General features: G+C 58.2%; 24 protein-coding genes and 5 tRNA genes. 9 read left to right on the forward strand and 20 right to left on the reverse strand.

Features of this window, described 5'->3' with window-relative positions; all coding sequences use genetic code 11:
• The first annotated feature begins 327 nt into the window (after positions 1 to 327).
• The 3 genes from FFS64_RS24610 (at position 328) to FFS64_RS24620 (ending at position 5788) form a co-directional block, all read left to right on the forward strand.
• Complete coding sequence (locus FFS64_RS24610) at positions 328 to 3417, forward strand: Ig-like domain-containing protein (protein WP_305955752.1); 3090 nt, start codon at positions 328 to 330, stop codon at positions 3415 to 3417.
• A gap of 196 nt (positions 3418 to 3613) precedes the next feature.
• Positions 3614 to 4744 (forward strand): carbon-nitrogen hydrolase family protein, encoded by a 1131-nt coding sequence (locus FFS64_RS24615; protein WP_137807498.1) that lies wholly within the window; start codon positions 3614 to 3616, stop codon positions 4742 to 4744.
• Positions 4745 to 4747: 3 nt separating this feature from the next.
• A complete protein-coding gene (locus FFS64_RS24620; protein ID WP_137807499.1) occupies positions 4748 to 5788 on the forward strand; it encodes an AraC family transcriptional regulator in 1041 nt (346 codons plus the stop codon).
• 3 nt (positions 5789 to 5791) lie between these two features.
• Here FFS64_RS24620 and FFS64_RS24625 read toward each other — a convergent pair whose 3' ends face one another.
• The 13 genes from FFS64_RS24625 to FFS64_RS24685 all read right to left on the reverse strand — a co-directional run bounded on the left by FFS64_RS24625 (position 5792) and on the right by FFS64_RS24685 (position 16574).
• On the reverse strand, positions 5792 to 5971 hold the full coding sequence (locus FFS64_RS24625; protein WP_137807500.1) for a hypothetical protein: 180 nt from the start codon (positions 5969 to 5971) through the stop codon (positions 5792 to 5794).
• 157 nt (positions 5972 to 6128) lie between these two features.
• Positions 6129 to 6971 carry a DUF2242 domain-containing protein gene (locus tag FFS64_RS24630; RefSeq protein ID WP_137807501.1) on the reverse strand — a complete coding sequence of 281 codons (843 nt, stop codon included), beginning with the start codon at positions 6969 to 6971 and terminating at the stop codon, positions 6129 to 6131.
• Positions 6972 to 7172: 201 nt separating this feature from the next.
• A complete protein-coding gene (locus tag FFS64_RS24635) occupies positions 7173 to 9044 on the reverse strand; it encodes a SurA N-terminal domain-containing protein (RefSeq protein ID WP_137807502.1) in 1872 nt (623 codons plus the stop codon).
• A 102-nt stretch (positions 9045 to 9146) separates the two neighbouring features.
• Positions 9147 to 9224, reverse strand: a tRNA-Leu gene (locus FFS64_RS24640).
• Between the two features lie 53 nt (positions 9225 to 9277).
• Positions 9278 to 9550: an HU family DNA-binding protein gene (locus tag FFS64_RS24645; protein WP_002552737.1), complete on the reverse strand. Its 273-nt coding sequence runs from the start codon at positions 9548 to 9550 to the stop codon at positions 9278 to 9280.
• Between the two features lie 149 nt (positions 9551 to 9699).
• Positions 9700 to 12096 carry an endopeptidase La gene (lon, locus tag FFS64_RS24650; RefSeq protein WP_137807503.1) on the reverse strand — a complete coding sequence of 799 codons (2397 nt, stop codon included), beginning with the start codon at positions 12094 to 12096 and terminating at the stop codon, positions 9700 to 9702.
• A gap of 161 nt (positions 12097 to 12257) precedes the next feature.
• Positions 12258 to 13541, reverse strand: coding sequence for an ATP-dependent Clp protease ATP-binding subunit ClpX (clpX, locus tag FFS64_RS24655; protein ID WP_007946893.1), 1284 nt, complete (start codon positions 13539 to 13541; stop codon positions 12258 to 12260).
• A gap of 112 nt (positions 13542 to 13653) precedes the next feature.
• Positions 13654 to 14289 carry an ATP-dependent Clp endopeptidase proteolytic subunit ClpP gene (gene clpP, locus FFS64_RS24660; RefSeq protein ID WP_137807504.1) on the reverse strand — a complete coding sequence of 212 codons (636 nt, stop codon included), beginning with the start codon at positions 14287 to 14289 and terminating at the stop codon, positions 13654 to 13656.
• A 93-nt stretch (positions 14290 to 14382) separates the two neighbouring features.
• Entirely contained in the window at positions 14383 to 15693 is a 1311-nt protein-coding gene (gene tig / locus FFS64_RS24665) for a trigger factor (protein WP_137807505.1), read from the reverse strand.
• A 401-nt stretch (positions 15694 to 16094) separates the two neighbouring features.
• A tRNA-His gene (locus tag FFS64_RS24670) sits at positions 16095 to 16170 on the reverse strand.
• A gap of 78 nt (positions 16171 to 16248) precedes the next feature.
• Positions 16249 to 16333: transfer RNA gene (locus FFS64_RS24675), tRNA-Leu, on the reverse strand.
• A 56-nt stretch (positions 16334 to 16389) separates the two neighbouring features.
• A tRNA-His gene (locus FFS64_RS24680) sits at positions 16390 to 16465 on the reverse strand.
• Positions 16466 to 16497: 32 nt separating this feature from the next.
• Positions 16498 to 16574 (reverse strand) — tRNA-Arg (locus FFS64_RS24685).
• 275 nt (positions 16575 to 16849) lie between these two features.
• Between FFS64_RS24685 and folD the strand changes: the two genes are divergently transcribed.
• Both folD and pbpG read left to right on the forward strand, forming a co-directional pair.
• Positions 16850 to 17704 carry a bifunctional methylenetetrahydrofolate dehydrogenase/methenyltetrahydrofolate cyclohydrolase FolD gene (gene folD / locus FFS64_RS24690; protein WP_007986489.1) on the forward strand — a complete coding sequence of 285 codons (855 nt, stop codon included), beginning with the start codon at positions 16850 to 16852 and terminating at the stop codon, positions 17702 to 17704.
• A 238-nt stretch (positions 17705 to 17942) separates the two neighbouring features.
• Positions 17943 to 18881 (forward strand): D-alanyl-D-alanine endopeptidase, encoded by a 939-nt coding sequence (pbpG, locus tag FFS64_RS24695; protein WP_137807506.1) that lies wholly within the window; start codon positions 17943 to 17945, stop codon positions 18879 to 18881.
• Between the two features lie 58 nt (positions 18882 to 18939).
• Here pbpG and FFS64_RS24700 read toward each other — a convergent pair whose 3' ends face one another.
• The 3 genes from FFS64_RS24700 to FFS64_RS24710 form a co-directional block, all read right to left on the reverse strand.
• Positions 18940 to 19155 carry a hypothetical protein gene (locus FFS64_RS24700; RefSeq protein WP_137807507.1) on the reverse strand — a complete coding sequence of 72 codons (216 nt, stop codon included), beginning with the start codon at positions 19153 to 19155 and terminating at the stop codon, positions 18940 to 18942.
• A 17-nt stretch (positions 19156 to 19172) separates the two neighbouring features.
• Positions 19173 to 19379: a DUF6021 family protein gene (locus FFS64_RS24705; RefSeq protein WP_137807508.1), complete on the reverse strand. Its 207-nt coding sequence runs from the start codon at positions 19377 to 19379 to the stop codon at positions 19173 to 19175.
• Between the two features lie 94 nt (positions 19380 to 19473).
• Positions 19474 to 20202: a peptidase C39 family protein gene (locus FFS64_RS24710; RefSeq protein ID WP_137807509.1), complete on the reverse strand. Its 729-nt coding sequence runs from the start codon at positions 20200 to 20202 to the stop codon at positions 19474 to 19476.
• Between the two features lie 167 nt (positions 20203 to 20369).
• Here FFS64_RS24710 and FFS64_RS24715 point away from each other — a divergent pair, with 167 nt between their 5' ends.
• Entirely contained in the window at positions 20370 to 20540 is a 171-nt protein-coding gene (locus tag FFS64_RS24715; protein WP_171017130.1) for a hypothetical protein, read from the forward strand.
• A 78-nt stretch (positions 20541 to 20618) separates the two neighbouring features.
• Here the strand turns inward: FFS64_RS24715 and FFS64_RS24720 are convergent, their stop codons facing one another.
• Together FFS64_RS24720 and FFS64_RS24725 are read right to left on the reverse strand one after the other, a co-directional pair.
• Positions 20619 to 21368, reverse strand: coding sequence for a TerC family protein (locus tag FFS64_RS24720; RefSeq protein WP_095192797.1), 750 nt, complete (start codon positions 21366 to 21368; stop codon positions 20619 to 20621).
• Positions 21369 to 21397: 29 nt separating this feature from the next.
• Complete coding sequence (locus FFS64_RS24725; RefSeq protein ID WP_095192798.1) at positions 21398 to 21640, reverse strand: hypothetical protein; 243 nt, start codon at positions 21638 to 21640, stop codon at positions 21398 to 21400.
• A gap of 135 nt (positions 21641 to 21775) precedes the next feature.
• Between FFS64_RS24725 and nhaR the strand changes: the two genes are divergently transcribed.
• Positions 21776 to 22675 (forward strand): transcriptional activator NhaR, encoded by a 900-nt coding sequence (gene nhaR, locus FFS64_RS24730; RefSeq protein WP_095192888.1) that lies wholly within the window; start codon positions 21776 to 21778, stop codon positions 22673 to 22675.
• A gap of 4 nt (positions 22676 to 22679) precedes the next feature.
• On the opposite strand, the gene FFS64_RS24735 is transcribed toward nhaR, so the two are convergent.
• A complete protein-coding gene (locus FFS64_RS24735; RefSeq protein WP_137807511.1) occupies positions 22680 to 23834 on the reverse strand; it encodes an MFS transporter in 1155 nt (384 codons plus the stop codon).
• 277 nt (positions 23835 to 24111) lie between these two features.
• On the opposite strand from FFS64_RS24735, the gene sstT reads away from it, so the two are divergent.
• On the forward strand, positions 24112 to 25344 hold the full coding sequence (gene sstT / locus FFS64_RS24740; protein ID WP_137807512.1) for a serine/threonine transporter SstT: 1233 nt from the start codon (positions 24112 to 24114) through the stop codon (positions 25342 to 25344).
• Between the two features lie 75 nt (positions 25345 to 25419).
• Here sstT and FFS64_RS24745 read toward each other — a convergent pair whose 3' ends face one another.
• Positions 25420 to 25929 (reverse strand): DUF1993 family protein, encoded by a 510-nt coding sequence (locus FFS64_RS24745; RefSeq protein ID WP_095192800.1) that lies wholly within the window; start codon positions 25927 to 25929, stop codon positions 25420 to 25422.
• Between the two features lie 139 nt (positions 25930 to 26068).
• Here FFS64_RS24745 and FFS64_RS24750 point away from each other — a divergent pair, with 139 nt between their 5' ends.
• A complete protein-coding gene (locus tag FFS64_RS24750) occupies positions 26069 to 26713 on the forward strand; it encodes a YceH family protein (protein ID WP_095192801.1) in 645 nt (214 codons plus the stop codon).
• The last annotated feature ends 25 nt before the right edge of the window (positions 26714 to 26738 follow it).

Consider the following 26738-nt stretch of genomic DNA (forward strand, 5'->3'; position numbering starts at 1 on the left):
CCCCTGAACCGCGTTCAAATCCTTGCCAATTGGTGGTCAGCAGTCGCGACCGCTGAAATTTTTTGGATCCAATAACTGTCAAAATCGTGATAATTACCATTCACACAATTGGGGCACTACACCCAATAAATTGGGAATTTTCACCAAATATGAGGAATATCACCCACCTTTAAACTCTGTTATTTGCAGCATTCACAGTGACGATCAATAGAATTGAACTTTCTCTTTTCCCTGCTGTAGTGGCTCATTTGTTGCTCCACCCATCGTATCCGCACCGGCGGTCGTCCCGAAAATGGAGACGGCGGGGCATCACGCGAGGGGTGAAAAATGAAACGCCCGACACCACCATGCAATTCCATCGACTTGCTGCGCAGGTCAAGCCTGCCCTGCGCGATGCTCCTTACCCTGAACGCCGCCAACGCCGTGCCGCTCGATGATGTCAGCCAGCCGCCACCGACGGACCCCTCGGCGTACTCCAACCCGCCCGCCGACCCGGCGGCGGCGCTGGAAGCCTTGAAAACCATGCCCGAGACCAACCAGGGTGCGCTGGCCCTACCCAACGGCGCATATGGGGACCGAAACACCCCGCGCGCTGACAACGTGCTGCCGCCGAGCCTGCAAACCTCGTTCAAAATACCCACCAATGGCAAACCCAGCCCATTGTTCGGAGCGCAACCCTTCACCCAACAACTGCTGCTGTTGGAGGAGTTCGGCACGGAAAAACTCGATCCGACCCTGCCCGCGCCGCCACTGACCTTCCCTGTGCCTCTTGCCGGTCCAGCGCCACAGCAGGATCCGGACAATATCGCTCGCAGCGGCCCGTCGACTTCGGCACTGGAAGCCTTCATGCGCCAGCCCGGGCTCCACCCATACCCGTCCCAATACTCCAACGTGCTGGATCGCAACCCCTGGAAATCGCAGATTGAAGCTTTCCTCAACCGCCATCCGGTAGGTTCGCCGGCCGAAGGTCGTCCACCAGGAAAAGGCTGGTCCCATCAACGCTGGAACGAGTTTTACCCGCAGGTCGCATTCAAAACCGTGCAAGCGGGCGCCAGAATCAACGGCGGCATGCGCGACCGCCGACAATTGCACAACTACGCCGTTGGTGAGTTCGGGCCTGGCGGGCTCTACTACCAGACCTCGGACAACCCGACCATCAACGGCACGACCAAAGGCATCGACACCCGCTTTCACCCCAACATGCCGATCCAGAACCACAAAGCGCTATGGACCTTTGACGGTACGTTCCCGGTAAAACTGCTGATGGCGCGTCACGGCCAACCGGTGCTGATGCGTCACTACAACGCCCTGCCCATCGATCCGGGGGCTAACATGGGTTTCGGCCTGCACACTCTCAGCACCCACGAACACAACGGCCACTCCCCCGCGGAAAGCGACGGCTACACCAATGCGTTTTTCTTTCCGGGGCAGTACTACGACTATCGCTGGCCGCTACAACTGGCCGGCTACGACACCATCAACACCAAGGCCGAAGCCCCACGTGCGGCATTCCCCTGCACCCCGGGAGAAACCCTGTTCGTCAACGACACCAACCCGGGCCTGAAGACCTGCAACAACGGCACGATCAAAATCCGCGGCGACTGGCGCGAAACCATGAGCACCCATTGGTTCCACGACCACATGCTCGATTTCACCGCGCAGAACGTCTACAAGGGCAACGCGGTGATGATGAACTACTACAGCGCGCTGGATCGCGGCAACGAAGCGATCGAGGACGGCGTCAACCTGCGCTTGCCCAGCGGTTCGGCAATGCCCTGGGGTAACCGCGACTATGACGTCAACCTGATGGTGGCAGACAAGGCCTGGGACAAGAACGGTCAACTGTGGTTCAACCCGTTCAACACCGACGGCTTTCTTGGCGACCAGATCCTGGTGAACTGGCAGTACCAGCCGCGCCTGAAAGTGCGCGCGCGCAGCTACCGCTTCCGCATTCTCAATGGCTCGGTATCGCGCTACTTCAGGATTGCCCTGGTACGTGAAATCGTCGGCAATGGCGGTGAGTTCCCTGGGCCGGCAGGTTCCGGCGTGTCTTTTGCCCGGGTGCCGTTCCACTTGATCGGCAACGACGGCAACCTCATGGAACACGCCGTGCCATTCGACGGCAGCATGGACCTGGATGCCGACGGCGACCTGCAGGATCACAACGCCATCCTCCCCGCCCAAGGCATCGCCGAGCGTTACGACATCATCGTCAACTTCGCGAAAAACGGGATCAAGACCGGCGACAAGCTGTACTTCGTCAACCTGATGGCGCATCAGACCGGCAAGGGTCCGGAGATGGACCCCCTCAGCCTGGCCGATGTGCTGTCCGGGAAGTACAAGGCAGTGCTTAAGCTGGGAAGCAAAGGGCTGGAATGGGACAACGGCGATCCGGTAGTGGGCAAGTTCCTGCAATTGGTGGTGCAGCCTTACAGCGGCACGGACGTGAGCATGAATCCGGCCGACTACGAACCCGCCAAGCCGGGCAAGGCAGAGGGTAAAACCATGATTCCACTGACCCTCAACCGTGACGATCCACAGGTGCAGGCCAAACTCAAACTTGCGCGGCATCGCGAGTTCATTTTCGGCCGCTCCGACGGCACCGACCAGGAACCCTGGACCATCAAGACCGACGGTGGTTTTGGCTACCAGATGGACGCACGGCGAATCAGCGCCGCTCCGCAATTGGCCAACGGCCCGACCGATGCCGGCTACAGCGGCGACGGTACCCTGGAAGTGTGGAAAATCAAGAATGGCGGCAATGGCTGGACCCACCCGGTGCACGTGCATTTCGAAGAAGGCATCGTCCTCAACCGCGACGGCAAGGCGCCGCCTGAATGGGAAAAAGGCGCGCGCAAGGACGTCTATCGTATTGGCGAAGGCATCGACAGTTCAGTGGACGTGGAAATAGCCATTCGCTTCCGCGAGTTCGCCGGGACCTACATGGAGCACTGCCATAACACCCAGCATGAGGACACCTCGATGCTGCTGCGCTGGGACATCGAGAAGCCCGGCCAATTCCAGTTGATGCCAACGCCCCTGCCCGGCTGGGACGGCGTCACCTACGTGAACTCTGCGGCGCTGCCGACCTTCCGCACAGGCGAAGGCGAAAACAAAAAACCGGTCGCCAAACCCGACAGCGCTGTCAGCAGAGACGGCAAACCGTTGACGATCAACGTCCTGGCCAACGACACCGACCCTGACGGTAATGTGCCACTTAAAGTGGTGGGGCTGACACAGCCGGGCTCCGGCAAGGGTAGCGTCAGCACCGACGGTGTACGTGTGATCTACACACCACCGCCCACAATCGCCGCATCGTTCACCGCCAGCTTTACTTATCAAGCCAGCGATACCAGGAACGCGGTGTCGACACCGGCAACGGTGACTGTCGCAGTCTCGGCACCGGTCACAAGGTGACGCTAAGCGCAACAGTTACAGCAGCCCTACCCAGAAATTGCAGGTAGGGCTGCCTGAGATCGCTCACCCCTATCATTTGAGATGGGAGATTTTTTTACCTGGTGGAAAATTTTCGCCAACCTATTGATTTGCCGTACCCTCCAAATCCATCCAAACTGAAAACCCATGCCTGCACACGGCCGTTGACTGTTTCCCCATGCGCAAACTTCTGTACCTGACTTTCTCCATGGCGTTGATCGCCGCCCTCACGACCTACGCCATGTGGGCCGCGGATCGCCCGGCAGGCCATTATCTCTCGGACCTTCGGATCGATCTGGCGATCGATCAAGGCACTCCCGCCGACCGCGGTAACCTGTTGGGCATTCAGCCCGAGCTGTTCCCCACCGATTATCAAAGCCCCGAGCGCCTGCACCGCAAACTCGCGGCCTACCTGCACAAAGCCCGGGAACAAGGCTTGCTAAACGAGAAAACCATCGTGGTACTGCCCGAACACGTCGGCACCTGGCTGATGGTCAGCGGTGAAAAGGATGAGTTGTACCAGGCCACCACGCTGAAGGAAGCCATGAACTGGCTGGCCGTGAGCAATCCTTTGAAGTTTGTCCGGGCGTTGATCAGTGCCGAGGGCGGCAGTCGCCTGGCTGACGCCCACTTGCGCATGAAAGCCAAAGGCATGGCCAAGGAGTATCAGGCGCTGTTCGGCGGCTTGGCGAAAGAGTTTCAGGTGACGCTGGTGGCGGGTTCCATCGTACTGCCTGAACCCAGCATCATTGATGGCACCCTGAAAGTCGGTCGCGGCGCACTGTTCAACAGCAGCGTTGTGTTCGGCCGTGACGGTGTGCCGATCGGCCAGCCACAGCGGCAGATGCACCCGGTTTTTGAACAGCAGGATGCGATCAAGGCCAATGGCGAGCACACGCTCAACGTCGTCGATACACCGGCCGGTCGCCTGGGCGTGCTGATCGGCGGCGACAGCTGGTACCCGGACAACTACCGCAAGCTCGACGATCAGCAGGCACGGATTGTCGCGGTCCCGGCGTTTGTTGCCGGTCGTGGCACCTGGGATCAGCCGTGGCGCGGCTACAAGGGCTCGTCGATACCCGGTTCCGTCAGTCTCAAGGCCGGGGAGATCAGCGAAGGCCAGGCCTGGCATCGCCTGACCCTGACTGCTCAACCACCGTCCAGCCAGGCGATCGCCGGCATGAGCGTGTTCTTGCGTGGACAGTTCTGGGATCAGGCCAGCGCCGGTCAGAGTTTTCTCAGCAGCAACGGTCAGCACTTCGCCGACGGCAACGCCCATGGCGCTCGCCTGCTGAATCTGTGGTTGTAAGCCATGAAACCACAGCCGATGCGTCTGGGCGATCTCTCGGTCGGCTTCGTCCACAGCCTGGCCGACGCCGTGCGCAGCCATGGTGCCGACCCGCAGCCTCTGCTGGAACAATATGGCCTCGATGCAGCCCGCCTCAGCGAAGCGGGTGCCCGACTCTCGATTCCGCGCTACATGCGCCTGGGCCACAGTGCCATTCAGCTGACCGACAACCCGGCGCTCGGCTTGCGCATGGGGCAGCTCAGCCGCCTGAGTCAGGCCGGCCTGGCCGGCGTTACCGCAGCCCAGGCGCCGACGGTGCGCGAGGCAGCACGCTGCCTGATTCGCTTTGAAGCCTTGTATGGCTCCAACTATCGCGGCCAATCGAGCTTTCACGAAGACCCTCAGGGGGCCTGGCTGCGCTTCTATTCCATCAGTCCCTACAACAGCTACAACCGCTTCGTGGTGGATTCGATCATTGCCGGGTGGTTGCAGCAATTGTCCAGCGTGAGCCCTGCCCCGCTGCGCGCCGAACGCATCGATATCGAATTCGAAGCACCTGACTACCACGCGGCCTACGACATGCTGGGCGATTGCCCGATTCAGTTTGGCGCCGAGCACAACCAATTGCGCCTGAGCCTGGCCAGCCTCGCCCAGCGTAATCCGCAGCACTGTCCGAGTACGTGGCGGCACTTGTTGATGTTATGTGAACGGGAACTGGAGCAACTGACACGCACCCGCAGCCTGCGTGAACGCATCACTCAATTGCTGGGGCCGTTGCTCAATGGTGGCCGGGAACCCGACCTGGAAGAAGTGGCGGCACGCCTGAAGCTGCCCGTCTGGACACTACGCCGCAAACTGGCGGAAGAAGGTACGCAGTTTCGCGCGATTCTCAACGACACACGTCGCGACCTGGCCATGACCTACATCCGCGATACTGAACTGGCGTTTGGAGAAATCGCCTACCTGCTGGGCTTTGCCTCAGCCGAAGCGTTTCAACGTGCCTTCAAACGCTGGACTGGCCAGACACCCGGCGAGTTTCGTCGTAGTCACCGCCAATCCGCTTGACGCTCACAGCTCTGTAGCATCTTCCGCTGGCTCCAGCGGGTCCAGTTCAAATGCCTGATACTCAAGCAGTTCTTCCTGATAATCGTCCATTTCGAATCCCCCGCAACTCATTGAAAAAGTCTTAATAAATGACCAGTGCCCCGAGCATAAAGTGCCCGCATGAAAGAAAAATGACGCAGACACGACACTTCGTCGCTACTGGATAAAACGTAGCAGGCAGTCAGGAATTTATCACAGGAATTTTTCGATACAGCGCGCAGGACAGCGGTGTGTTTGACGCGGATCAATCTTTACCGCAGCTCCGGGACCGGTGCGGATTCACCCGGTCCCGTAACGCCAATCATTGCCCGGTAATCGGCATGGCCTGGATCGGCTCCGAAGGGGGCGGGATGTCGCTTGGGTTGGCGGGTGGCGTGATCGTTTCCGTGGCAGGTGCCGGCTCGGCGCTTGGAGTCGCGGTAATCGGCGCTGCTTCAGGCGGCGGTGCTACCGGCTCGGACGCCGCTGGAGCCGCTTCGGCCGGCGTCGTTGTCGCTTGCGTAGCCGGGGCAGGTTCTGCCTTCGCTTCCGGGGCCAGTGGGGCCGGTGTGGCCTTGGGTTCAGGCACGCCCAGATCGGCTTTCGGCTTCTCCGGGATATGGGCCGCTGCTTTCACTTCCTTAGGCAGGAACAGCTCGACCAGGGCGAAGAAACGCTCGTAAAACTTGGCCGACGATACGGTTTCGCTCGCGACCTTGACCATCGAATCGTCCGACGAACCGATCGGCATCGAGACCGAACCCAGCACGCCTACACCGAGACTGGCGGAGTTATTGGTCTTCTTCAGCGCATAACGGTCCTGCAAGGCGTTGGCGAACACCGTGGCGTGATGCCCGGCGCTGCCGTCATCGGCACAGACCACACTGAAACTGATTTCCATGTGGGTCTCACCGGTCTGCTGGAAGCTCTTGTGCCCGCTGACCAGCTTCGGATCACTGCTAGTGATGATGTAGCCCTGGCTCAGCAAGGCCCGACGAGCAGCTTCGCAACTCTGCACATCTGTCACGGGGTAGTTACGGGAGAATGTTCCGGAGTCGTCGAAGTTCTCATGCTCATAGATGGCGGCTTTCTTCGACGAGCACCCGGCCGCGACGGCCAGCACCAGCGCCAGCCCGGCAACACGCATGGGAAGTGATTTAAACATTGAACATCCTGAGAAAAACGGTCCGGGGCGTATTGTGCAACAGATCGATGCTTAGCGTCGCATCGATTGTGTCTTAAAACAGTTACAGGGGTGTTGACTCCGATATTAAGCAAAAGTCCCCCACGTTTGTCAGTGCAGCTGTAACAAAAAACCCCGGCCTTTCGGCCGGGGTTACTGTGTAGCGCATCGCTCAGTCAGTCATCAGAAACGCTTGATGTCAGCCTGGCTTTCCAGCTGCTTGCGGTAAGCCGCAAAGTCTTGCTGGCCGACACGCGAAGCGAGGAAGCGACGGTATTGAGCCTTCTCTTCTTCAGTCGGCGCTGCGGCTTCATTGACGCCGCTCAGACGCACGATCATCAGACTGCCATCAGGCAGGGTAACGCTCGTGAACGTCGGCTTGTCCTTGGCGGCAGGCTTGGGCATGCGGAACAGCGCCTGTAGCACGGTTGGGTCGATCCCTTCATGAGCGCGGGTCGCGGCTTCGGTAACCTTCCAGCTCTGACCGTCAACGGGCTTGTCCAGAGCGGTCTTGCCATCGCGCAGGCCGGCAATCAGCTCATCAGCCTTGGTCTTGGCGGCGGCACTGGCGTGTTCCTTGGCCAATTGCGCACGAATCGGGCCAGCCACGCTCTCCAGCGGCAATTGCGCAGGCTTGAGATGTTCCTTGGCGCGCAACACGATCACGGTTTCCGGATCGAGCTCGATGGCGGTACTGTTGGCACCCTCTTCCAGCACTTCCTGACTGAACGCCGCGGTGATCACAGCACGATTGGCCGCGATGCCCTCGCCACCTTCACGGCCGAACGGCTTGGAGGTGTGAACGGTCAGTTTCAGGTCCTGTGCCGGCTGGGCCAGATCGGAAGCTTCGAACGAGGCGTCTTCCAATTGCTTGGTCGCTTCGACGAAACGCTGCTCGACCTGTTGGGCCTTCAATTCGCGGGTCAGCTTGTCTTTGAGGCTGGCGAGTGTCGGCACTTCAGGCGCTTCCACACCCAACAGCTTGATCAGGTGGAAACCGAAGTCGGTGCGAACCGGCTCGGAAACCTGATCCTTGGTCAACGAATACAGGGATTTTTCAAACGCTGGATCATAGACGCCAGGACCTGCGTAGCCGAGGTCACCGCCATTGTTGGCCGAACCCGGATCCTGGGAGAACTCCTTGGCCAGGGCTTCGAACTTCTCGCCTTTGGCCAGACGAGCCTGGATCTCGTCAATCCTGGCCTTGGCTTGCGCCTCGGTGGTCTTGTCGTTCACTTCGATCAGAATGTGCGCAGCCCGACGTTGCTCGGACAGATTTGCGATTTCTTTCTGATACGCCGCTTGCAGGTCTTCGTCCTTGACGCTGACCTGATCGAAGAAGGAAGCCTTCTTCAACTCCAGATAATCGATGACCACCTGATCCGGCGTCATGAATTCCTTGGCGTGTTCGTCGTAATAGGCTTTGACTTCATCGTCGGTCAGCTTCACAGCCGCCGGATCAGCCTTGATGTTCAGGGTCGCGAAATCGCGGGTCTGTTTTTCCAGACGGGCAAATGCCAGAACCTGTGCATCAGTGACGAAACCGCTGCCCGCCAGACCGGCACGCAGCTGGCCGATCAGCATTTCCTGGGCCAGCATCTGGCGGAACTGCATACGGCTGTAACCGAGTTGACGAATGACCTGGTCAAAACGCTCAGGACTGAACTTGCCATCCACCTGGAACTCAGGCGTTTGCAGGATGACCTGGTCCAGCGCCGCTTCGGAGAAAGCGAATTTCGAGTTTTCTGCGCCTTGCAGCAGCAGCTTGCGATCGATCAGACCTTTGAGGGCCGATTCGCGCAGCATCTTCTCGTCGAGCAAGGAAGCATCGAAATCCTTGCCCAGCTGTTGCATGAGTTGACGGCGTTGCATATCGACCGCCTGGCTCAGCTCGTTCTGGCTGATTTCTTCGCCATTGACCTGCGCCGCCTCGTTTTTGTTCGTCGTGGCCTGAAAAATGGCGTCGAAACCGGTCAAGGCCATCAGTACGACGATGACCCCGATAATGGTCTTGGCAATCCAGCCTTGTGAATTGTCCCTGATATTCTGCAGCATGCGTCCCCCATAAACGGTTGAACTTCAAAATTAGGCAACCGTGGAGCGTGGGTAGAATCCGGATAGAAGAAAGGCGCATCCGAGGATGCGCCTTCTCGTAACTGGCGGAGCGGACCGATGACTCGAACTTGCGAGCCTCGGTGTCTCGGACCGGCGACCTGCCGACTGGACTACCGCTCCGCTGCCAGGTCAGGCATGACCCCGACCCGGATAGGCAAAAACCTGAATCGAACTTAGTTGACAGCTTCTTTCAGTGCTTTACCGGCTTTGAAACCTGGTTTTTTGGCTGCTGCGATTTCCAGCGTCTTACCGGTCTGTGGGTTACGACCAATGCGAGCTGGACGATCAGTTACGGAGAAAGTACCGAAACCAACCAGAACAACAGAGTCGCCAGCCTTGAGAGCGCCAGTGACGGATTCGATTACAGCGTCCAGCGCACGGCCAGCAGCAGCTTTCGGGATATCAGCGGATGCAGCGATAGCATCAATCAGTTCCGACTTGTTCACTCTAAGTCCCCTTATATCTATTTGAGTATGATTCTAAGTTTTTTTGGTGAAAGCAAAAACGAGTGCTGAATGGCCTACAGACACTTAAGAGCCGCTTTATAACAAGGGCTCTAAAAAGCTGTCAAGGAAGCCCCCCAGGCAAATACGTACTAATGCGTGCTAATTCTTTCCTTAGAATCGGACTCGCGCTTTTCATCCTTCGCGACAATCTCCGGAGCCACATCAGGCAAGGGCTCCGGCGCGTATTGCAGCGCAATTTGCAGGACCTCGTCAATCCATTTAACCGGTTTAATCTGGAGATCTTGCTTGATATTGTCAGGAATTTCCTTCAGATCGCGAACATTCTCTTCGGGAATGATCACAGTCTTGATTCCGCCACGGTGAGCAGCGAGCAGTTTTTCTTTCAAACCACCAATCGCCAACACTTGACCACGCAAGGTGATTTCACCGGTCATGGCCACATCCGCACGCACAGGAATGCTGGTCAATGCCGACACCAGCGCCGTGCACATGCCCACACCCGCGCTAGGGCCGTCTTTCGGCGTCGCCCCTTCCGGCATATGGATGTGGGTATCGCGCTTCTCGTGGAAGTCCAGGGGAATCCCCAGGCTCTTCGCGCGACTGCGCACCACGGTCAAGGCTGCGGTAATCGATTCGACCATGACGTCACCCAGGGAACCGGTCTTGATCAACTGGCCCTTGCCCGGCACGACGGCGGCTTCGATGGTCAGCAATTCGCCACCCACCTGAGTCCACGCCAACCCGGTAACCTGACCGATCTGGTCCTGCTGCTCAGCCAGACCGTAGCGGAATTTACGCACGCCCAGGAAGTGTTCCAGCGCGTCAGCGGTGACCTTCACCGAGAAGCGTTTTTCCAGTGCATGCTCTTTGACCGCCTTGCGGCAAACCTTGGCAATCTGGCGCTCCAGGCCACGCACACCGGCTTCGCGGGTGTAGTAGCGAATGATGTCGCGGATCGCTTCCTCGTCGAATTCCAGCTCGCCTTTTTTCAAGCCATTGGCCTGGATCTGCTTGGGCGAAAGGTATTTGACGGCAATGTTGATCTTCTCGTCTTCGGTGTAGCCCGGCAGACGAATCACTTCCATCCGGTCCAGCAGCGCCGGTGGGATGTTCATGGAGTTCGAGGTGCACAGGAACATCACATCGGACAGGTCGTAATCGACTTCCAGATAGTGGTCGTTGAAGTTGTGGTTCTGCTCGGGATCGAGTACTTCCAGCAACGCCGACGCCGGATCGCCACGCATGTCGCTGCCCATTTTGTCGATTTCGTCGAGCAGGAACAGCGGGTTGCGGACGCCCACTTTGGTCATTTTTTGAATCAATCTTCCTGGCATCGAACCGATGTAAGTACGGCGATGACCACGGATTTCCGCCTCATCACGCACACCGCCAAGGGCCATGCGCACGAATTTGCGGTTGGTGGCGTGAGCGATCGACTCCGCCAGAGAGGTTTTACCCACCCCCGGAGGACCTACCAGGCACAACACCGGACCACGAATCTTCTTCACGCGTTTTTGCACGGCGAGGTATTCGAGAATCCGCTCTTTGACTTCTTCCAGACCATAATGGTCGGCATCGAGAATGTCTTCTGCGCGCGCCAGATCCAGACGCACCTTGCTCTGAGCCTTCCACGGCACCTGGACCAGCCAGTCGATGTACGAACGTACCACGGTCGCTTCCGCGGACATTGGCGACATTTGCTTGAGCTTGTTCAGTTCGGCCTGGGCCTTGGCAAGCGCGTCTTTTGGCAGGCCGGCAGCATCGATACGCTTTTTCAGCTCTTCGACTTCGTTGTGACCTTCGTCGCTGTCGCCGAGCTCTTTCTGAATGGCCTTCATCTGCTCGTTCAGGTAGTACTCGCGCTGACTGCGCTCCATTTGCTTTTTGACGCGACCGCGAATGCGTTTTTCGACTTGCAGCAGATCGATCTCGGCATCAAGCAACGCCAGGACATGCTCGACCCGTGCCGACAAATCGATGATCTCGAGGATTTCCTGCTTCTGCTCGATTTTGAGGGCCATGTGCGCGGCCATGGTGTCGACCAGGCGCCCAGGCTCGTCGATGCTGTTGAGCGACGACAGGACCTCGGCGGGGACTTTCTTGCCCAACTGCACATACTGTTCGAACTGAGACAGCAGGCTGCGAACAAACACTTCCGACTCGCGCTCGGGCGCGTCGACTTCGTCGATCAACGAGACTTCGGCGCGGCAGTGGCCGTCCACTTCGCTGAAGCGCTCCACGGCGCCCCGCTGCTCGCCTTCGACCAGAACCTTGACCGTGCCATCAGGCAGCTTCAGCAACTGCAGAACGGTCGCAATCGTACCCACGCGATAAAGTGCGTCTTCGCCAGGATCGTCGTCGGCAGGGTTTCTCTGGGCCAGCAGAAGGATCTGCTTGTCGCCCGTCATCGCTGCCTCGAGGGCTTCGATGGATTTCTCGCGCCCCACGAACAGCGGGATAACCATGTGCGGATAAACCACGACATCACGCAATGGCAGGAGAGGCAATTCGATGGTTGTCTTCATGATTTCGCCTCTATGGCGGCCATAAGGCCGGAAACAGATGGAAGTAAGCTTGAAACCAAGATGGGGGCAGCCTTGAAAAAAAACAAGCACAAAGACGGTGTAAAAACCTGCAAAAAGCAAAGGGGCCCGAAGGCCCCTTCTTTGTACCGGCTGCGTGACGCTTAGGCGTCTGGCGCGGCCTTGGCAGCAGGCTCACTGTTTTCGTAGATATACAGTGGCTTGGACTTGCCTTCTATAACGCTTTCGTCGATCACTACTTTACTCACCTCGGACTGCGAGGGGATTTCATACATAGTGTCGAGCAACACACCTTCGAGAATCGAGCGCAGGCCACGAGCACCGGTTTTGCGTTCCAGCGCGCGCTTGGCGACCGATTTTAGCGCGTCGGCCCGGAATTCCAGGTCCACGCCTTCCATCTCGAACAACTTGGCATACTGCTTGGTCAGCGCATTTTTCGGCTCGGTGAGAATCTGCATCAACGCAGCTTCATCAAGCTCGTCCAGCGTCGCAAGGACCGGCAGACGACCGACGAACTCCGGGATCAGACCGAACTTGACCAGATCGTCAGGCTCGACTTCACGCAGGGATTCACCGACTTTCTTGCCTTCTTCCTTGCTGCGAACTTCTGCGTTGAAACCGATGCCGCCCTTGGTGGAACGGTTTTGAATAACCTTTTCCAGACCGGAGAACGCACCACCGCAGATGAACAGGATGTTACGGGTGTCGACCTGAAGGAATTCCTGCTGCGGGTGCTTGCGACCGCCTTGAGGCGGAACGGAAGCGACCGTGCCTTCGATCAACTTGAGCAGGGCCTGCTGCACGCCTTCACCGGAAACATCCCGGGTGATCGACGGGTTGTCAGACTTGCGCGAGATCTTGTCGATCTCATCGATGTAGACAATGCCCATCTGGGCCTTTTCCACGTCGTAATCGCACTTCTGCAACAGCTTCTGAATGATGTTCTCGACATCTTCACCCACGTAACCCGCCTCGGTGAGGGTGGTTGCGTCGGCGATGGTGAACGGAACGTTCAGCAAGCGGGCCAGTGTTTCGGCAAGCAGGGTTTTACCCGAGCCTGTCGGGCCGATCAGCAAAATGTTGCTCTTGCCGAGTTCGACGTCGTCATTCTTTTTGTCACGCTGGTTCAGGCGCTTGTAGTGGTTGTACACCGCTACGGCCAGAACCTTTTTCGCGCGCTCCTGACCAATCACGTACTGATCAAGGATGCCGCTGATTTCTTTAGGCGAAGGCAATTTATGCGCGCTGCTCTCGGCCTGGGCTTCCTGCACCTCCTCACGGATGATGTCATTGCACAGGTCGACGCACTCGTCGCAGATAAAGACCGAGGGGCCGGCAATCAATTTGCGTACTTCATGCTGGCTTTTGCCACAGAAGGAGCAATAGAGCAGCTTGCCGTTGTCCTCGCCGTTGCGGGTGTCAGTCATTCGTTCGATCCAAATCCGATAGGCTTGCAACACAAGATGAAGGCTATTGCGGGCTTTTTCAAGCCCGCTGGTGATCAGACCAGCCGACCAAGCCTATTTTGAGCTGCTTATTTTAAGCGGGGCGCTGGGTGATCACTTGGTCGATCAAGCCGTACTCACGTGCAGCGTCTGCACTCATGAAATTATCGCGGTTGGTATCGCGCTCGATCTCTTCAAGCGTGCGCCCGCTATGCTTGGCCATCAGCGTGTTGAGACGCTCGCGGATGAAGAGGATTTCCTTGGCATGGATTTCGATGTCCGATGCCTGGCCCTGGAAACCGCCCAGAGGCTGGTGAATCATCACGCGCGAGTTCGGCAGGCAGTAACGCTTGCCAGGGGCACCGGCTGTCAGCAGGAACGCGCCCATGCTGCACGCCTGGCCGATACAGGTGGTCGAGACGTTGGGTTTGATGAACTGCATGGTGTCGTAGATCGACATGCCGGCTGTCACCGAACCGCCCGGGGAGTTGATATAGAGATGGATGTCCTTGTCCGGGTTTTCCGCTTCAAGGAACAGCAATTGCGCACAAATCAGGTTGGCCATGTAGTCCTCTACCGGGCCAACCAGAAAAATCACTCGCTCCTTGAGAAGGCGCGAGTAAATGTCGTAGGCGCGTTCGCCACGAGCGGACTGCTCGACAACCATCGGGACCAGGCCGCCTGCGGCCTGGATATCAGAGTTCTGCTGAATATACGAATTACGGAACATGCTCTGCAGTCACTCCCAAATAGTTATGTCTTGAATACGCATAAGCCAGCTCGAAAGCTGGCTTATGGTGTGTACTTCTTAACGCAGCAACAATCAGTCGGCTTGTGGAGCTTCTACCGGCTTGACCGCTTCTTCGTAAGAGACCGATTTGTCGGTCACGCTAGCTTTCTGCAGAACAGTATCCACAACTTGTTCTTCCAGCACAACCGAACGGACTTCGTTCAGTTGCTGGTCGTTCTTGTAGTACCAGGACACAACCTGCTCAGGCTCTTGGTAGGCCGAAGCCATCTCCTGAATCATTTCACGAACGCGGGCTTCGTCAGGCTTGAGGTCGAATTGCTTGACCACTTCAGCGACGATCAGACCCAGGACAACGCGGCGCTTGGCTTGTTCTTCGAACAGCTCGGCCGGCAGTTGGTCAGGCTTGATATTGCCGCCGAACTGCTGAACAGCCTGCACGCGCAGACGATCAACTTCGTTGGACAGCAGTGCCTTTGGTACTTCGATCGGGTTGGTGGCCAGCAGACCGTCCATTACCTGATTCTTGACCTTGGATTTGATCGCCTGACGCAGTTCACGCTCCATGTTCTTGCGAACTTCGGCGCGGAAGCCTTCCAGACCGGTTTCCTTGATACCGAATTGAGCGAAGAACTCTTCGGTCAGTTCTGGCAATTTTGGCTCGGAAACAGTGTTCACGGTCACGGTGAACTCAGCGGTTTTGCCAGCCAGGTCGAGGTTCTGATAATCCTCTGGGAAGGTCAGGCTCAGAACGCGCTCTTCGCCAGCCTTGGCGCCAACCAGACCGTCTTCGAAACCAGGGATCATGCGGCCGGAACCCAGAACCAGCTGAGTACCTTTGGCGGAACCGCCAGCGAACACTTCACCGTCGACCTTGCCGACGAAATCGATGTTCAGTTGATCTTCGTTCTGAGCGGCACGATCAGCCACTTCGAAACGGGTGTTCTGCTTGCGCAGGATGTCCAGCATCTTGTCCAGATCAGCATCGGACACGTCAGCGCTCAGGCGCTCTACGGTGATACCTTCGAAACCGGCGACGGTGAACTCAGGGAACACTTCGAATACAGCAACGTATTCCAGGTCCTTGCCTGCTTCCAGCGATTTAGGCTCGATCGAAGGCGAACCAGCCGGGTTCAGCTTCTGCTCAACGACTGCTTCGTAGAAAGAGGACTGGATGACGTCGCCCACGGCTTCCTGACGCGCTTCAGCACCGAAGCGGCGCTTGATTTCGCTCATTGGCACTTTGCCCGGACGGAAGCCTGCGATCTTGGCCTTTTGGGCAGTCTGCTGCAGACGCTTGTTGACCTGAGTCTCGATGCGCTCAGCCGGCACGGTGATGCTCATGCGGCGCTCAAGAGCAGAAGTATTTTCAACAGAAACTTGCATGGATATTCCTCGTTGCACAGACGTTAGCCGGCCGTTTCCGACCCCAGAATCAAGGGCATGCATTCTAGTGGGTCAAACTCAAGAAGTCACCCTACTGAAAACGGGTAAAAACGCAGCTGGCAATTTATAGGTGCGAATGCACGGATGCACCTCGCCCCGGTGGCAAATACAGCCAATAACGCCAAGGCTCTGCGCCAACCCTTCTATATATAGAAGAGGTTGCCGATCATCTCCCTGACAGACGACCTTGCAAGCAAGGCCGGCGGGGAGCGCGGTATCATCGAGAAACATAAATACGACGAAACGCCCTGCCCCTGCGACTCGTTACTGCAGCCGCTGGATACTCAAATCCCTGAAACAAAAAAGGCGCCAGACTGTTAAATCTGGCGCCTTTCGAAATATGGGGTGGACGATGGGGATCGAACCCACGACAACGGGAGTCACAATCCCGTGCTCTACCAACTGAGCTACGCCCACCATATTGCGTGTCAAAGAAGCCAAGCAACTTCTTTGTAGAGCCCCAACCAGGCCAACCGGCATGAATGAAGCTTTATTTGGTGCGGATGAAGAGACTCGAACTCTTACGCCTCGCGGCGCTGGAACCTAAATCCAGTGTGTCTACCAATTCCACCACATCCGCGGATGAAGCCTTTAAAGCAAAGGCGCCAGACTGTTAATCTGGCGCCTTTCGAAATATGGGGTGGACGATGGGGATCGAACCCACGACAACGGGAGTCACAATCCCGTGCTCTACCAACTGAGCTACGCCCACCATATCGCGCTACTTGTGCCAAAGCTGCCTAATGGCGCACCCGGCAGGACTCGAACCTGCGACCATCCGCTTAGAAGGCGGATGCTCTATCCAGCTGAGCTACGGGCGCCTTATTAATCTGTACTCTTGGAGGACTACAAACTAAATGCTTTCCAGCCTCGCAGAACCGTAATTCCACTTGACCTTCTTAACCAGTGCTAGGCTGTGCCCGACAAGTGCGACGAATAGTATAGAGCCCCCCGAAGGTCGTCAAATCCTTTTTAAAAAAAATTCATTTAATTAAAGGAGTTAGGGGAATTTGCAGACCAAGCGCCTTTGCCCTCACCGCATGACATGCGAGAATGCGCTCTCTTTTTTTCCCCTCTCGATGGTTAATCACGCGCAATGACTGCACAACTAATCGACGGCAAATCGATCGCCGCCAGCCTGCGCCAGCAGATCGCCCAACGCGTCACCGAGCGTCGCCAGCAAGGCCTGCGCACGCCGGGCCTCGCGGTGATTCTGGTCGGCAGCGATCCTGCCTCTCAGGTTTATGTCTCGCACAAGCGTAAAGACTGTGAAGAGGTCGGCTTCCTTTCCCAAGCTTATGACCTGCCTTCCGAAACCACTCAAGAAGCGCTGGCCGATCTGATCGATCGCCTCAATGACGACCCGGCGATTGACGGCGTCCTGCTGCAGCTTCCTCTTCCCGAGCATCTGGACGCGTCCAAACTGCTGGAGCGCATTCGCCCGGACAAAGACGTCGACGGCTTCCATCCTTACAACGTCGGCCGTCTGGCCCAACGCATTCCGTTGCTGCGTCCGTGCACCCCCAAAGGCATCATGACCCTGCTGGAAAGCACCGGTGCCGATCTGTACGGGATGAACGCCGTGGTGGTCGGCGCGTCCAACATCGTTGGCCGCCCGATGGCGATGGAACTGTTGCTGGCCGGCTGCACCGTAACCGTCACTCACCGCTTCACCAAGGATCTGGCCGGCCACGTCGGTCGTGCCGACCTGGTCGTGGTGGCCGCCGGCAAGCCTGGCTTGGTCAAGGGGGAGTGGATCAAGGAAGGCGCGATCGTGATCGACGTCGGCATCAACCGCCAGGACGACGGCAAACTGGTCGGTGACGTGATCTATGAAACCGCCCTGCCCCGCGCCGGCTGGATCACTCCGGTGCCGGGCGGCGTCGGTCCGATGACCCGCGCCTGCCTGCTGGAAAACACGCTGTACGCAGCCGAAACCCTGCACAGCTGAGACCCGTTGCAGAGGTAGCCAGCGACTCAAGGAACCCCGCCCATGGCGGGGTTCTTTTTTTCCCGCGGAACAGGATCGACCATCCGCCGGAAAGTGACTTTTTTTTCATGTTTACAGGCACTTTCACCCCTCCCCCGAACAACCATCGACAGTTATTCAGCCATACTCCAGAATGTCGCGCTTTTTAAGAATTAGCCCGTTACATAACGGTGTATCAACACTTTATGAGTCTGCCAGCGTGAAAATCCGTCTATCGATCCTGAGCCTATTTTTTGCAGTTACAGGGACTTTCATCACGCCAATTGCCAGCGCCGGCGAAACCACCGCAGCGCCTCGAGACACCTCGCAACTCAAGCTCGCTTCCGGCAGCACCTTGTTGCTGGACATGCAGACCAACAAAGTCATCTATGCCAACAATCCCGACGCGGTTGTTCCCATCGCGTCCGTCAGCAAACTGATGACGGGCCTGGTCGTGGTTGAAGCCAGGCAGAACATGGACGAATACATCAACATCAACATCAGTAACACACCGGAAATGAAAGGTGTGTTCTCCCGGGTAAAACTGAAGAGCGAACTGCCGCGCCGGGAAATGCTGCTGATCGCGCTGATGTCGTCTGAAAACCGCGCCGCCGCGAGCCTGGCCCACCACTACCCGGGTGGATACGCCGCATTTATCGCCGCGATGAATGCCAAGGCCAAGGCCCTGGGCATGACCAAGACCCATTTTGTCGAACCCACCGGTCTCTCGGCGCGCAACGTATCCACCGCTCGCGACCTGAGCAAACTGTTGATTGCCGCGCACAAGTATCCGTTACTGACAGAGCTGAGCACGACCAAGGAAAAAACCGTCACATTCCGCAAGCCCAAATACAGCCTGGGCTTTCGCAACACCGACCATTTGGTTCGCAAGCCAGACTGGGACATCCAATTGACGAAAACCGGTTTCACCAACGAAGCAGGCCACTGCCTGGTGCTGGTGACCCGGATGAGTAACCGCCCGGTTGTCCTGGTCCTCCTTGATGCTTATGGCAAGTACACACACTTTGCCGATGCCGCGCGCATCCGCAATTGGGTCGAAACCGGCAAAAGCGCCAACGTTGCGTCTGCTGCCCTGCAATACAAATCAGACAAGAACCTCAAGCATCGCCAGAGCGGCGTGGTTGAAGCTTCAAAGTAACCACATACTGCAACCGCATGAAAAAGCCCCGAACATTCGGGGCTTTTTTCGTCAGCGATCAATCGTTGGGCAATGGCATCTGGTCATCATCCGGAATGCCATCCCCTTTGCTGGGGTCTCGCCAGCCCTGCGGATGTTCCGCCGGTATCACGGTCGGGCGGGCCAGCGGATCTCGTAACGGGCTGTCCGGATCCAACACCGGATCGACACTTTCTTCGGGAGTGGTCGGAACGTTTTCCGGACGCTTGTCGTTGAAACTAGAATCGGTAGACATATGCACCTCCTTGGGATCTAGGGTTTCAGATCACCGAGCGGATCATAGGGCTTTGCCGGAGTCTTGGGATTGTCACCCGGTTTCACATCCCTCGGCGCCTTGGCCGGTCCGACAGGATCGACCTGAGGGTCGGCAAGAGCCGGGGAGTCCGGGTCGAAACCCAACTCATCGCCGGACGAATGTTCGGACGAGTGCGGGCCGGAAGGGGTATTGGAATGTGCCATGGACGCCTCCTGATCGAAAGGCCCTAAACATCCGGGCCTTTAAATATCAGATACCATCTGGCTAGCGCGGTGCCCACCAGATGACGAACGGGCCTTACTGCGCGCTCAAGGCTTTTTTCGCTCTCGCCGCCGCCTGCTCCTGGCCGGCCTGAGCAAGATCGTTCGCCGCCTTGAGCCAGCGCTGCTGATCGACTTCGGCCGGAATCTGCGTCGGCGCCTGAATCAACACTGCCCAACCACCGGCGTCTTTGAAAGCCGATTCGAACGAGCCGAAACTCATCAGCAACCGCTGATCCATCCCCGCACGCAACAGCACGGTCTGTTTCTGACGGTTATACCCGGACAAGATGGCATAACGCGGCTCGGCCCAGAGTGCAGAACCCTCGGTAAAACGCACCATCACCGGATAACCGGCCGCCACCTGGGTCAACAACGCCGGCAGATTGCTGTCCAGCGGATAGACCATCATCCCGTACTCACGGGCCAGGCTCTGCATGTTTTGTTGCAACTGAGCCTCGGCGCCCGGCAAGTGCAACGGCTTATCAAGCAAGCCCGGGGTAATTACGATGCCCTGCTGGGACAACAGGCTCGCCAGCACTTGCGGGCCGCTCTGATTGGCCACGCCGCGATAGAACCGGCCGCTGAGTTCGACACGCTCCGGCAGACGCTTGATCTGCGGCGCAACGCTGCCGGCACAACCGGCCAGCCCAGCTACGCAACCCACGATTACCGCCGCCGATAGAATTCGAGAAATTACCCGCACCATCATCACTCTCTTGATCAGACGCCAGGCAATCCGCTTCCCGGCTTGGCCGTCGATCATAGGACGCCACGCGGCGGCGGTATAGCCTTAACCGGTAGTTGATCGGGTTCGATAGAGCGAACTGGTTGGTCCCAGTCGACCTTCGGTCAATAGCCTGCAACACACCAGCGGCTAGACTGTCACTTGCAAAGCGTGTGCGCCCGCTGCAGGGCAAAGAGGAGGCATCGATGAGCCTGACAATGACAATCGTGATGTTGATCTCCGGCTGGCTGGCCGTCGCCGCCGCCATGTTATGGGGGGTTCTGCGCATTACCCGTCGCCACCATCACCACCCTGCCCGACCGGCACCCTTGGCGAAATCCGACAAAGCCGCCACGCGTCACGCCTCCGCCCACTGATCGACATTTTCCAGCGCACATAAAAAAACGGCCGCCTGGACTCTTGCGAGTTCAGGCGGCCGTTTCGTTCAGCGCCGGTTATGCGTCAGCGGTTACACGCTTGTGCTTCGCCCGACGGGACATCATGTTCAACACCTCGATCGCAGCCGAGAACGCCATGGCAGCGTAGACGTAGCCTTTCGGTACGTGGGCGCCGAAGCCTTCAGCGATCAGCGTCATGCCGATCATGATCAGGAAGCCCAGGGCCAGCATCACCACCGTCGGGTTGTCGTTGATGAACTTGGCCAGCGGGTCAGCCGCCAGCAACATCACCAGTACCGACACCACCACCGCAATGATCATGATCGGCAAATGCTCGGTCATGCCGACAGCGGTAATGATGCTGTCGATGGAAAACACCATGTCCAGCATCAGGATCTGGCCGATCGCCGCGGCAAAGCCCAGGGTCACGGTAGAAGTCGCCGACTTCGGATCTTCCGGTGCCGGGTCCATGCTGTGATGGATTTCGGTGGTGGCTTTCCACAACAGGAACAGGCCGCCGGCGATCAGGATCATGTCTTTCCAGGAGAACGCGTGACCGAAGAGGTCGATCACAGGCTCGGTCAACTGGACGATGAACGCGATGGTACTCAGCAGGCCCAGTCGCAGGATCAGTGCCATGCCGATACCGATGCGCCGCGCCTTCTGCCGGTGCTGCTCGGGCAGTTTGTTGGTCAGGATCGAGATGAAGATCAGGTTATCGATGCCGAGCACGATCTCCATCACTACCAGGGTGGCCAGGGCAACCCAGGCGGTGGGGCTGGCAGCTAGTTGTAAAAGGTATTCCATGGGTCAGTCCTGACTCGCTGTAAGACGGTTTAGATTTCCTGGGAGGAAGATTCGGATTTATCCGCGTCTTTTTCCGATGATTCTTTCTTGCTGATCAACCCGCCCGTGGCTTCGCTGAGCGCCTGCTCAGCAGCTTTGTGGGTGTCGTCGATGGCTTGCTTGGCACTTTCGGCAGCCTTGCCCATCAGTTGCTGAGCGCTTTTTTCGGCCTGATCACAACCGGCCAGTACCAGCACAGACGCAATCAGCAGAGCCGTGGTTTTAAGCTTCATGATGTTTTCCTCGATAGAACAAACGGGACCGTAACGATGGCCCGTTGATAGCGACGCATTCTAGGGAGATGAACACTTCAGGAAAATTCGTATTTTCAGCGGTTATACTTCGACTTTTACGAACTGTAGATGACCATGCTCAACTATCGACAACTGCATTACTTCTGGGTGGTGGCCAAAACCGGCAGCATTGTCCGCGCCTGCGAGCAGCTGAACCTGACGCCCCAGACCATCAGCGGGCAAATATCGCTGCTCGAACAAACCTACGGCATCGAGTTGTTTCGCCGGGTCGGCCGGCAACTTGAGCTCACCGAAGCCGGCCGCCAGACCCTGCCCTACGCCGAACAGATGTTCCAGCTCGGCGGCGAACTGGAATTGATGTTGCGGGCACAACCCAATGAACAGCAGATTCTGTTTCGGGTCGGCGTGGCCGACGTGGTGCCCAAATCCATCGTCTATCGGCTGATCGCGCCGACCATGGAATTGAGCGAGCCACTGCGCATCACCTGCCGCGAAGACAAGCTTGAACGTTTGTTGGCCGATCTGGCGATCCAGCGCCTGGACCTGGTGATTTCCGACAGCCCGATGCCCTCGCACCTGGACATCAAGGGCTACAGCCAGAAACTCGGTGAATGCGGGATCAGTTTCTTCGCCACCGCCGAATTGGCGACACGCTACGGTCAGGATTTTCCCCGCAGCCTGCACGGCGCTCCCCTGCTGATTCCCGGGCCGGAAACCGTAGTGCGCAGCCGCTTGCAACGCTGGTTCGCCGAACAGCAGATCCAGCCGCAGATTGTCGGCGAGTTCGATGACAGCGCATTGATGCAGGCTTTCGGTCAATCCGGCAGCGGGATTTTCATTGGCCCGAGCGTGATTGCCGATGAAGTGAAACGCCAACTTGGCGTAGAGGTGATTGGCCAGACCGACGCGGTGAGCGAGTCGTTCTACGCCATTTCGGTGGAACGCAAGGTCAAGCACCCTGGCATTGTCGCCATTACCGAAGGTGCCCGACGCGAGTTGTTTACCGAATTGTGACGCCTCAGACGCAGACTTCGCGGGGCTTGAAGGTCATCAGCGCGATGGCCAACAGGATCGAGGCCAGGATAAAGCCGGCCGCGGCGAAACCAAGGCCTTGCAGGCCGACACTGTCGATCACCCGCCCGCCGATCATGGCGCCCAGGCCGATCCCCAGGTTGCCCCCGGCGATGTTCAGCGACGCCGCAAATGCAGGCGCTTCAGGCGCAGCCTTCATCAAGCGCACGTGACTGACCAGGAACAACGCAGCCTGGGTCACACCCCAGATGCCCATTGCCGCCGCCAGTCCGAGGGGCGAATGAATGTTCGGCACCAACGCCACCAGGCCGGCAATCATGAAGGCGCAGAACATCATCGACGCTACCAGCGGATGGCGATCCACCGCACGCCCACCCAACGAGTTGCCTATCAGCCCGACCGCGCCAAAGCCCATCAGGCACCAGCCGACCAACGTGCCGTTGAATCCGGCCAGGCGCTCGAGGATGTCCGCCAGGTAGGTGTAGGCGGTGAACATGCCGCTGAACACCACGATCGACAGCAGCACGTGCCCCACCATCAAGGGGCTGCGCAGGATCTTGAACTGTGAGAGGAAGCTGACTTGATGCTGATGCAGGCTGGTTTTCGGCAGGTAGATAAACAGCAGCAACGCCTTGGCAAAAGCGATCAACGCCAGAAGGGCGAAAGCACTGCGCCAGCCGAATGCATCGGAAATCAGCGTACCCACCGGAATGCCGAACACCGTGGCGCAAACAATGCCGAAGCCAATCTTGGCCACGGCGCGCCCGGCCTGATCCGGCCCGACGATGTCCACCGCCGTCTCACTGGCCAGTGACCAGAACACCGGCAAGCCCAATGCCGGAATCAACCGGGCAAGCGCCATCACCCAGATGTTCGGCGCCAGTGCCGCGAGGATGTTGGCCAGGCCAATCATGATCAGCACCGAGATAAACAGCTTGCGCCGCTCGAAGCGGGCGAAATATGCCGTGAGGAACGGCCCGAACGCGGCGACGGTAAAGGCGAACAGGGTCACCAGCAAACCCGCTTGCGGGATGCTGACGTCAAGGTCACGGGCAATGGCCGGCAACAGGCCGACGATGATGAATTCCGTGGTCAGCACCGTAAAACCGGCGGCTGACAACAGAAGAATGGGCAACAACATGCAGAACTCCAGAAAACGACGACACCAGCGATAACCCGAAGGCCCACTGGCAAACATGAAAATGAGGATGGCGAAGCTTAACAGAGTGTTTTCGGACACGGTTGCATGAACCTGCAAATTGCGCCGCACATTTGGGTGGCAGATCGTCACAGGGCTGAAGGATCGGGACCCCGCTGTGATAAAGTCCGCGCCCCGCGAAACGTACACCCTGTTCATCGGCCATTTTTGGCCTTGATGTCGCAAGATCCCGCGCCTAATAAAATCAGAGATGCCGTTCATGACCGCTTCATCCCCTTCGCTATTGCAACGCCTGAAACGCACCAGCCTGGTCACACAAATCATCATTGGCTTGATCGCCGGGATTGGCCTGGCCCTGATTGCGCCTGAAGCGGCGAAGTCCACCGCCTTCATCGGTAAAGTCTTCGTGTCCGCCCTGAAGGCAGTCGCGCCGATTCTGGTGTTCGTGCTGGTCATGGCGTCGATCGCCAACCACAAGCACGGCCAGGAAACCCACATCCGGCCGATCCTGTTTCTGTATCTGCTGGGCACGTTCGCTGCCGCCGTGGTCGCGGTGGTTGCCAGCATGATGTTCCCATCGAGCCTGGTCCTCTCGACCCAAGACGTAGCCGTCACCGCACCAGGCGGCATCAGCGAAGTGCTGCAAAGCCTGTTGCTCAGCGTGGTCGACAACCCGGTCAGTGCGCTGATGAACGCCAACTTTATCGGCATTCTGGCCTGGGCCATCGGCATGGGCGTCGCCATTCGCCATGCCGGTGACACCACGCGCGAGGTGCTGGGCGACTTGTCCAACGGCGTGACGGTGATTGTGCGTCTGGTGATTTGTTTTGCGCCGCTGGGGATTTTCGGCCTCGTGGCCTCGACCTTGGCCACGTCCGGTTTCGGTGCCTTGATCGGTTATGCGCAACTGCTCGCCGTGTTGCTGGGCTGCATGCTGTTCGTGGCCCTGGTGATGAACCCGGTCATCGTGTTCTGGAAACTGCGCCGCAACCCGTATCCACTGGTGTTGATGTGCTTGCGAGAAAGCGGTATCACCGCGTTTTTCACCCGCAGTTCGGCAGCGAACATTCCGGTCAACCTTGAGTTGAGCAAACGTCTGGGCCTGCACGAAGACACTTACTCGGTGTCGATCCCGCTCGGCGCCACCATCAACATGGCCGGTGCGGCTATCACCATCACCGTGCTGACGTTGGCGGCGGTGCACACCCTAGGCATTGCCGTGGACATTCCGACAGCCATTCTGCTGAGCGTTGTCGCGGCCATTTGCGCCTGTGGCGCCTCGGGCGTGGCCGGCGGTTCGCTGCTGCTGATCCCGCTGGCGTGCAGCCTGTTCGGCATCCCGAGTGAAATCGCCATGCAGGTGGTGGCGGTCGGTTTCATCATCGGTGTGTTGCAGGATTCGGCGGAGACGGCGTTGAACTCTTCGACCGATGTACTGTTCACGGCGGCGGCTTGCCTGGGTGAAGACGCGAAAGCCGAACGCCTGGCCTAAACACCCATCCCACAGGGACAACGAAAAAGCCCGCCAAGGCTTACACCTTGGCGGGCTTTTTTGTACCCGGATTGTTTAGAACGCGCCCATGTAATCGCGCTTGCCCACTTCCACGCCGTTATGACGCAACAGTGCGTAAGCCGTGGTGACATGGAAGAAGAACTGCGGCAGGCCGTAGGTCAACAGGTAAGCCTGGCCAGAGAAACGCTTCTCTTTAGGCGTGCCCGGACGGGTCACGATTTCGATGCCTTCCTTGCCGTTGATCTGCTCCGGTTTGATCTCGCCGATGAACGCCAGCACCTTGGCGATCAGCGCTTGCAGTTCGGCGAAGGTGGTTTCGGTGTCGTCGTATTTCGGCAGTTCGATCTCGGCCAGACGCGCGGATACGCCTTTGCTGAAATCAACCGCGATCTGCACCTGGCGCACCAGCGGGAACATATCCGGGTACAGGCGAGCTTGCAGGAAGGCGTTCGGGTCGATGTTCTTGGCGGCGGCATGGGCCTCGGCCTTTTTCAGCACGTCGCTCAGGGCGTTGAGCATTTGCTGGAAAACAGGAACGGAAGCGTCGTACAGGGAAATGGTCATGGCAGTCTCATGTGATGACAGGAGGGAAACGTCGGCCGATTATAGCCATGCCCGCCCCTCCTGCGGCTTGTCTTTTATCCTGCAAGGATTAGGCTAGGCGGCTTCGATGGCATGCTTCGACTGCATAGGGAAAAGCGCGATGAGCACTGAACAACAACAGACCTTCGACGAACCGCGCCTCAACAGCACGGAAATCCGCATTCTGGGTTCGTTGATCGAGAAACAGGCCACCAGCCCGGAAACCTATCCGCTGACCCTCAATGCGCTGGTAATTGCCTGCAATCAGAAAACCAGTCGCGAACCGGTGATGAACCTGACCCAGGGTCAGGTCGGCCAGAGCCTGCGCGCGCTTGAAGGACGCGGCTTCACCAAACTGGTGATGGGCAGCCGCGCCGATCGCTGGGAGCACAAGGTCGACAAGGCCCTGGAGCTGGTGCCGGCGCAGGTGATTCTGATGGGGCTGCTGTACCTGCGCGGCCCGCAAACCGTCAATGAACTGCTGACCCGCAGCGGGCGCATGCATGATTTCGAAGACAGCGAGCAGGTCGTGCATCAGCTTGAACGGTTGATTGCCCGGGGACTGGCGCTGCTGATTCCACGCCAGGCCGGACAGCGGGAGGATCGCTACATGCATGCCATGGGTGATCCGGCGGATATCGAGGCGATTCTGGCCGCGCGGCAGAACCCGGTTGAGCGCAGCGGCGGGGGTGTTTCGGTCGAGCGGATCGAAGAGCTGGAAGCGCGGATTGCGGCATTGGAAGAGCGGTTGGCGCGCCTGGAGTAACCAGACAACACAGGGCTAAATGTGG

Source organism: Pseudomonas sp. G(2018), from assembly GCF_005502415.1.
Taxonomy (GTDB): Bacteria; Pseudomonadota; Gammaproteobacteria; order Pseudomonadales; family Pseudomonadaceae; genus Aquipseudomonas.

Bases quoted from the DNA above. Each gene is read 5' to 3' on its own strand.
- FFS64_RS24725 (WP_095192798.1), bottom strand. From the start codon at position 21,640: ATGAAGCTTAAAACCACGGCTCTGCTGATTGCGTCTGTGCTGGTACTG.
- FFS64_RS24750 (WP_095192801.1), top strand. From the start codon at position 26,069: ATGAGCACTGAACAACAACAGACCTTCGACGAACCGCGCCTCAACAGC.
- FFS64_RS24705 (WP_137807508.1), bottom strand. From the start codon at position 19,379: ATGGCACATTCCAATACCCCTTCCGGCCCGCACTCGTCCGAACATTCG.
- FFS64_RS24735 (WP_137807511.1), bottom strand. From the start codon at position 23,834: ATGTTGTTGCCCATTCTTCTGTTGTCAGCCGCCGGTTTTACGGTGCTG.
- clpX (WP_007946893.1), bottom strand. From the start codon at position 13,541: ATGACTGACACCCGCAACGGCGAGGACAACGGCAAGCTGCTCTATTGC.
- FFS64_RS24620 (WP_137807499.1), top strand. From the start codon at position 4,748: ATGAAACCACAGCCGATGCGTCTGGGCGATCTCTCGGTCGGCTTCGTC.
- FFS64_RS24615 (WP_137807498.1), top strand. From the start codon at position 3,614: ATGCGCAAACTTCTGTACCTGACTTTCTCCATGGCGTTGATCGCCGCC.
- FFS64_RS24635 (WP_137807502.1), bottom strand. From the start codon at position 9,044: ATGCTGCAGAATATCAGGGACAATTCACAAGGCTGGATTGCCAAGACC.
- FFS64_RS24710 (WP_137807509.1), bottom strand. From the start codon at position 20,202: ATGATCGACGGCCAAGCCGGGAAGCGGATTGCCTGGCGTCTGATCAAG.
- FFS64_RS24700 (WP_137807507.1), bottom strand. From the start codon at position 19,155: ATGTCTACCGATTCTAGTTTCAACGACAAGCGTCCGGAAAACGTTCCG.
- sstT (WP_137807512.1), top strand. From the start codon at position 24,112: ATGACCGCTTCATCCCCTTCGCTATTGCAACGCCTGAAACGCACCAGC.
- FFS64_RS24630 (WP_137807501.1), bottom strand. From the start codon at position 6,971: ATGTTTAAATCACTTCCCATGCGTGTTGCCGGGCTGGCGCTGGTGCTG.
- folD (WP_007986489.1), top strand. From the start codon at position 16,850: ATGACTGCACAACTAATCGACGGCAAATCGATCGCCGCCAGCCTGCGC.
- lon (WP_137807503.1), bottom strand. From the start codon at position 12,096: ATGAAGACAACCATCGAATTGCCTCTCCTGCCATTGCGTGATGTCGTG.
- tig (WP_137807505.1), bottom strand. From the start codon at position 15,693: ATGCAAGTTTCTGTTGAAAATACTTCTGCTCTTGAGCGCCGCATGAGC.
- nhaR (WP_095192888.1), top strand. From the start codon at position 21,776: ATGCTCAACTATCGACAACTGCATTACTTCTGGGTGGTGGCCAAAACC.
- FFS64_RS24610 (WP_305955752.1), top strand. From the start codon at position 328: ATGAAACGCCCGACACCACCATGCAATTCCATCGACTTGCTGCGCAGG.
- FFS64_RS24745 (WP_095192800.1), bottom strand. From the start codon at position 25,929: ATGACCATTTCCCTGTACGACGCTTCCGTTCCTGTTTTCCAGCAAATG.
- clpP (WP_137807504.1), bottom strand. From the start codon at position 14,289: ATGTTCCGTAATTCGTATATTCAGCAGAACTCTGATATCCAGGCCGCA.
- FFS64_RS24720 (WP_095192797.1), bottom strand. From the start codon at position 21,368: ATGGAATACCTTTTACAACTAGCTGCCAGCCCCACCGCCTGGGTTGCC.
- FFS64_RS24715 (WP_171017130.1), top strand. From the start codon at position 20,370: ATGAGCCTGACAATGACAATCGTGATGTTGATCTCCGGCTGGCTGGCC.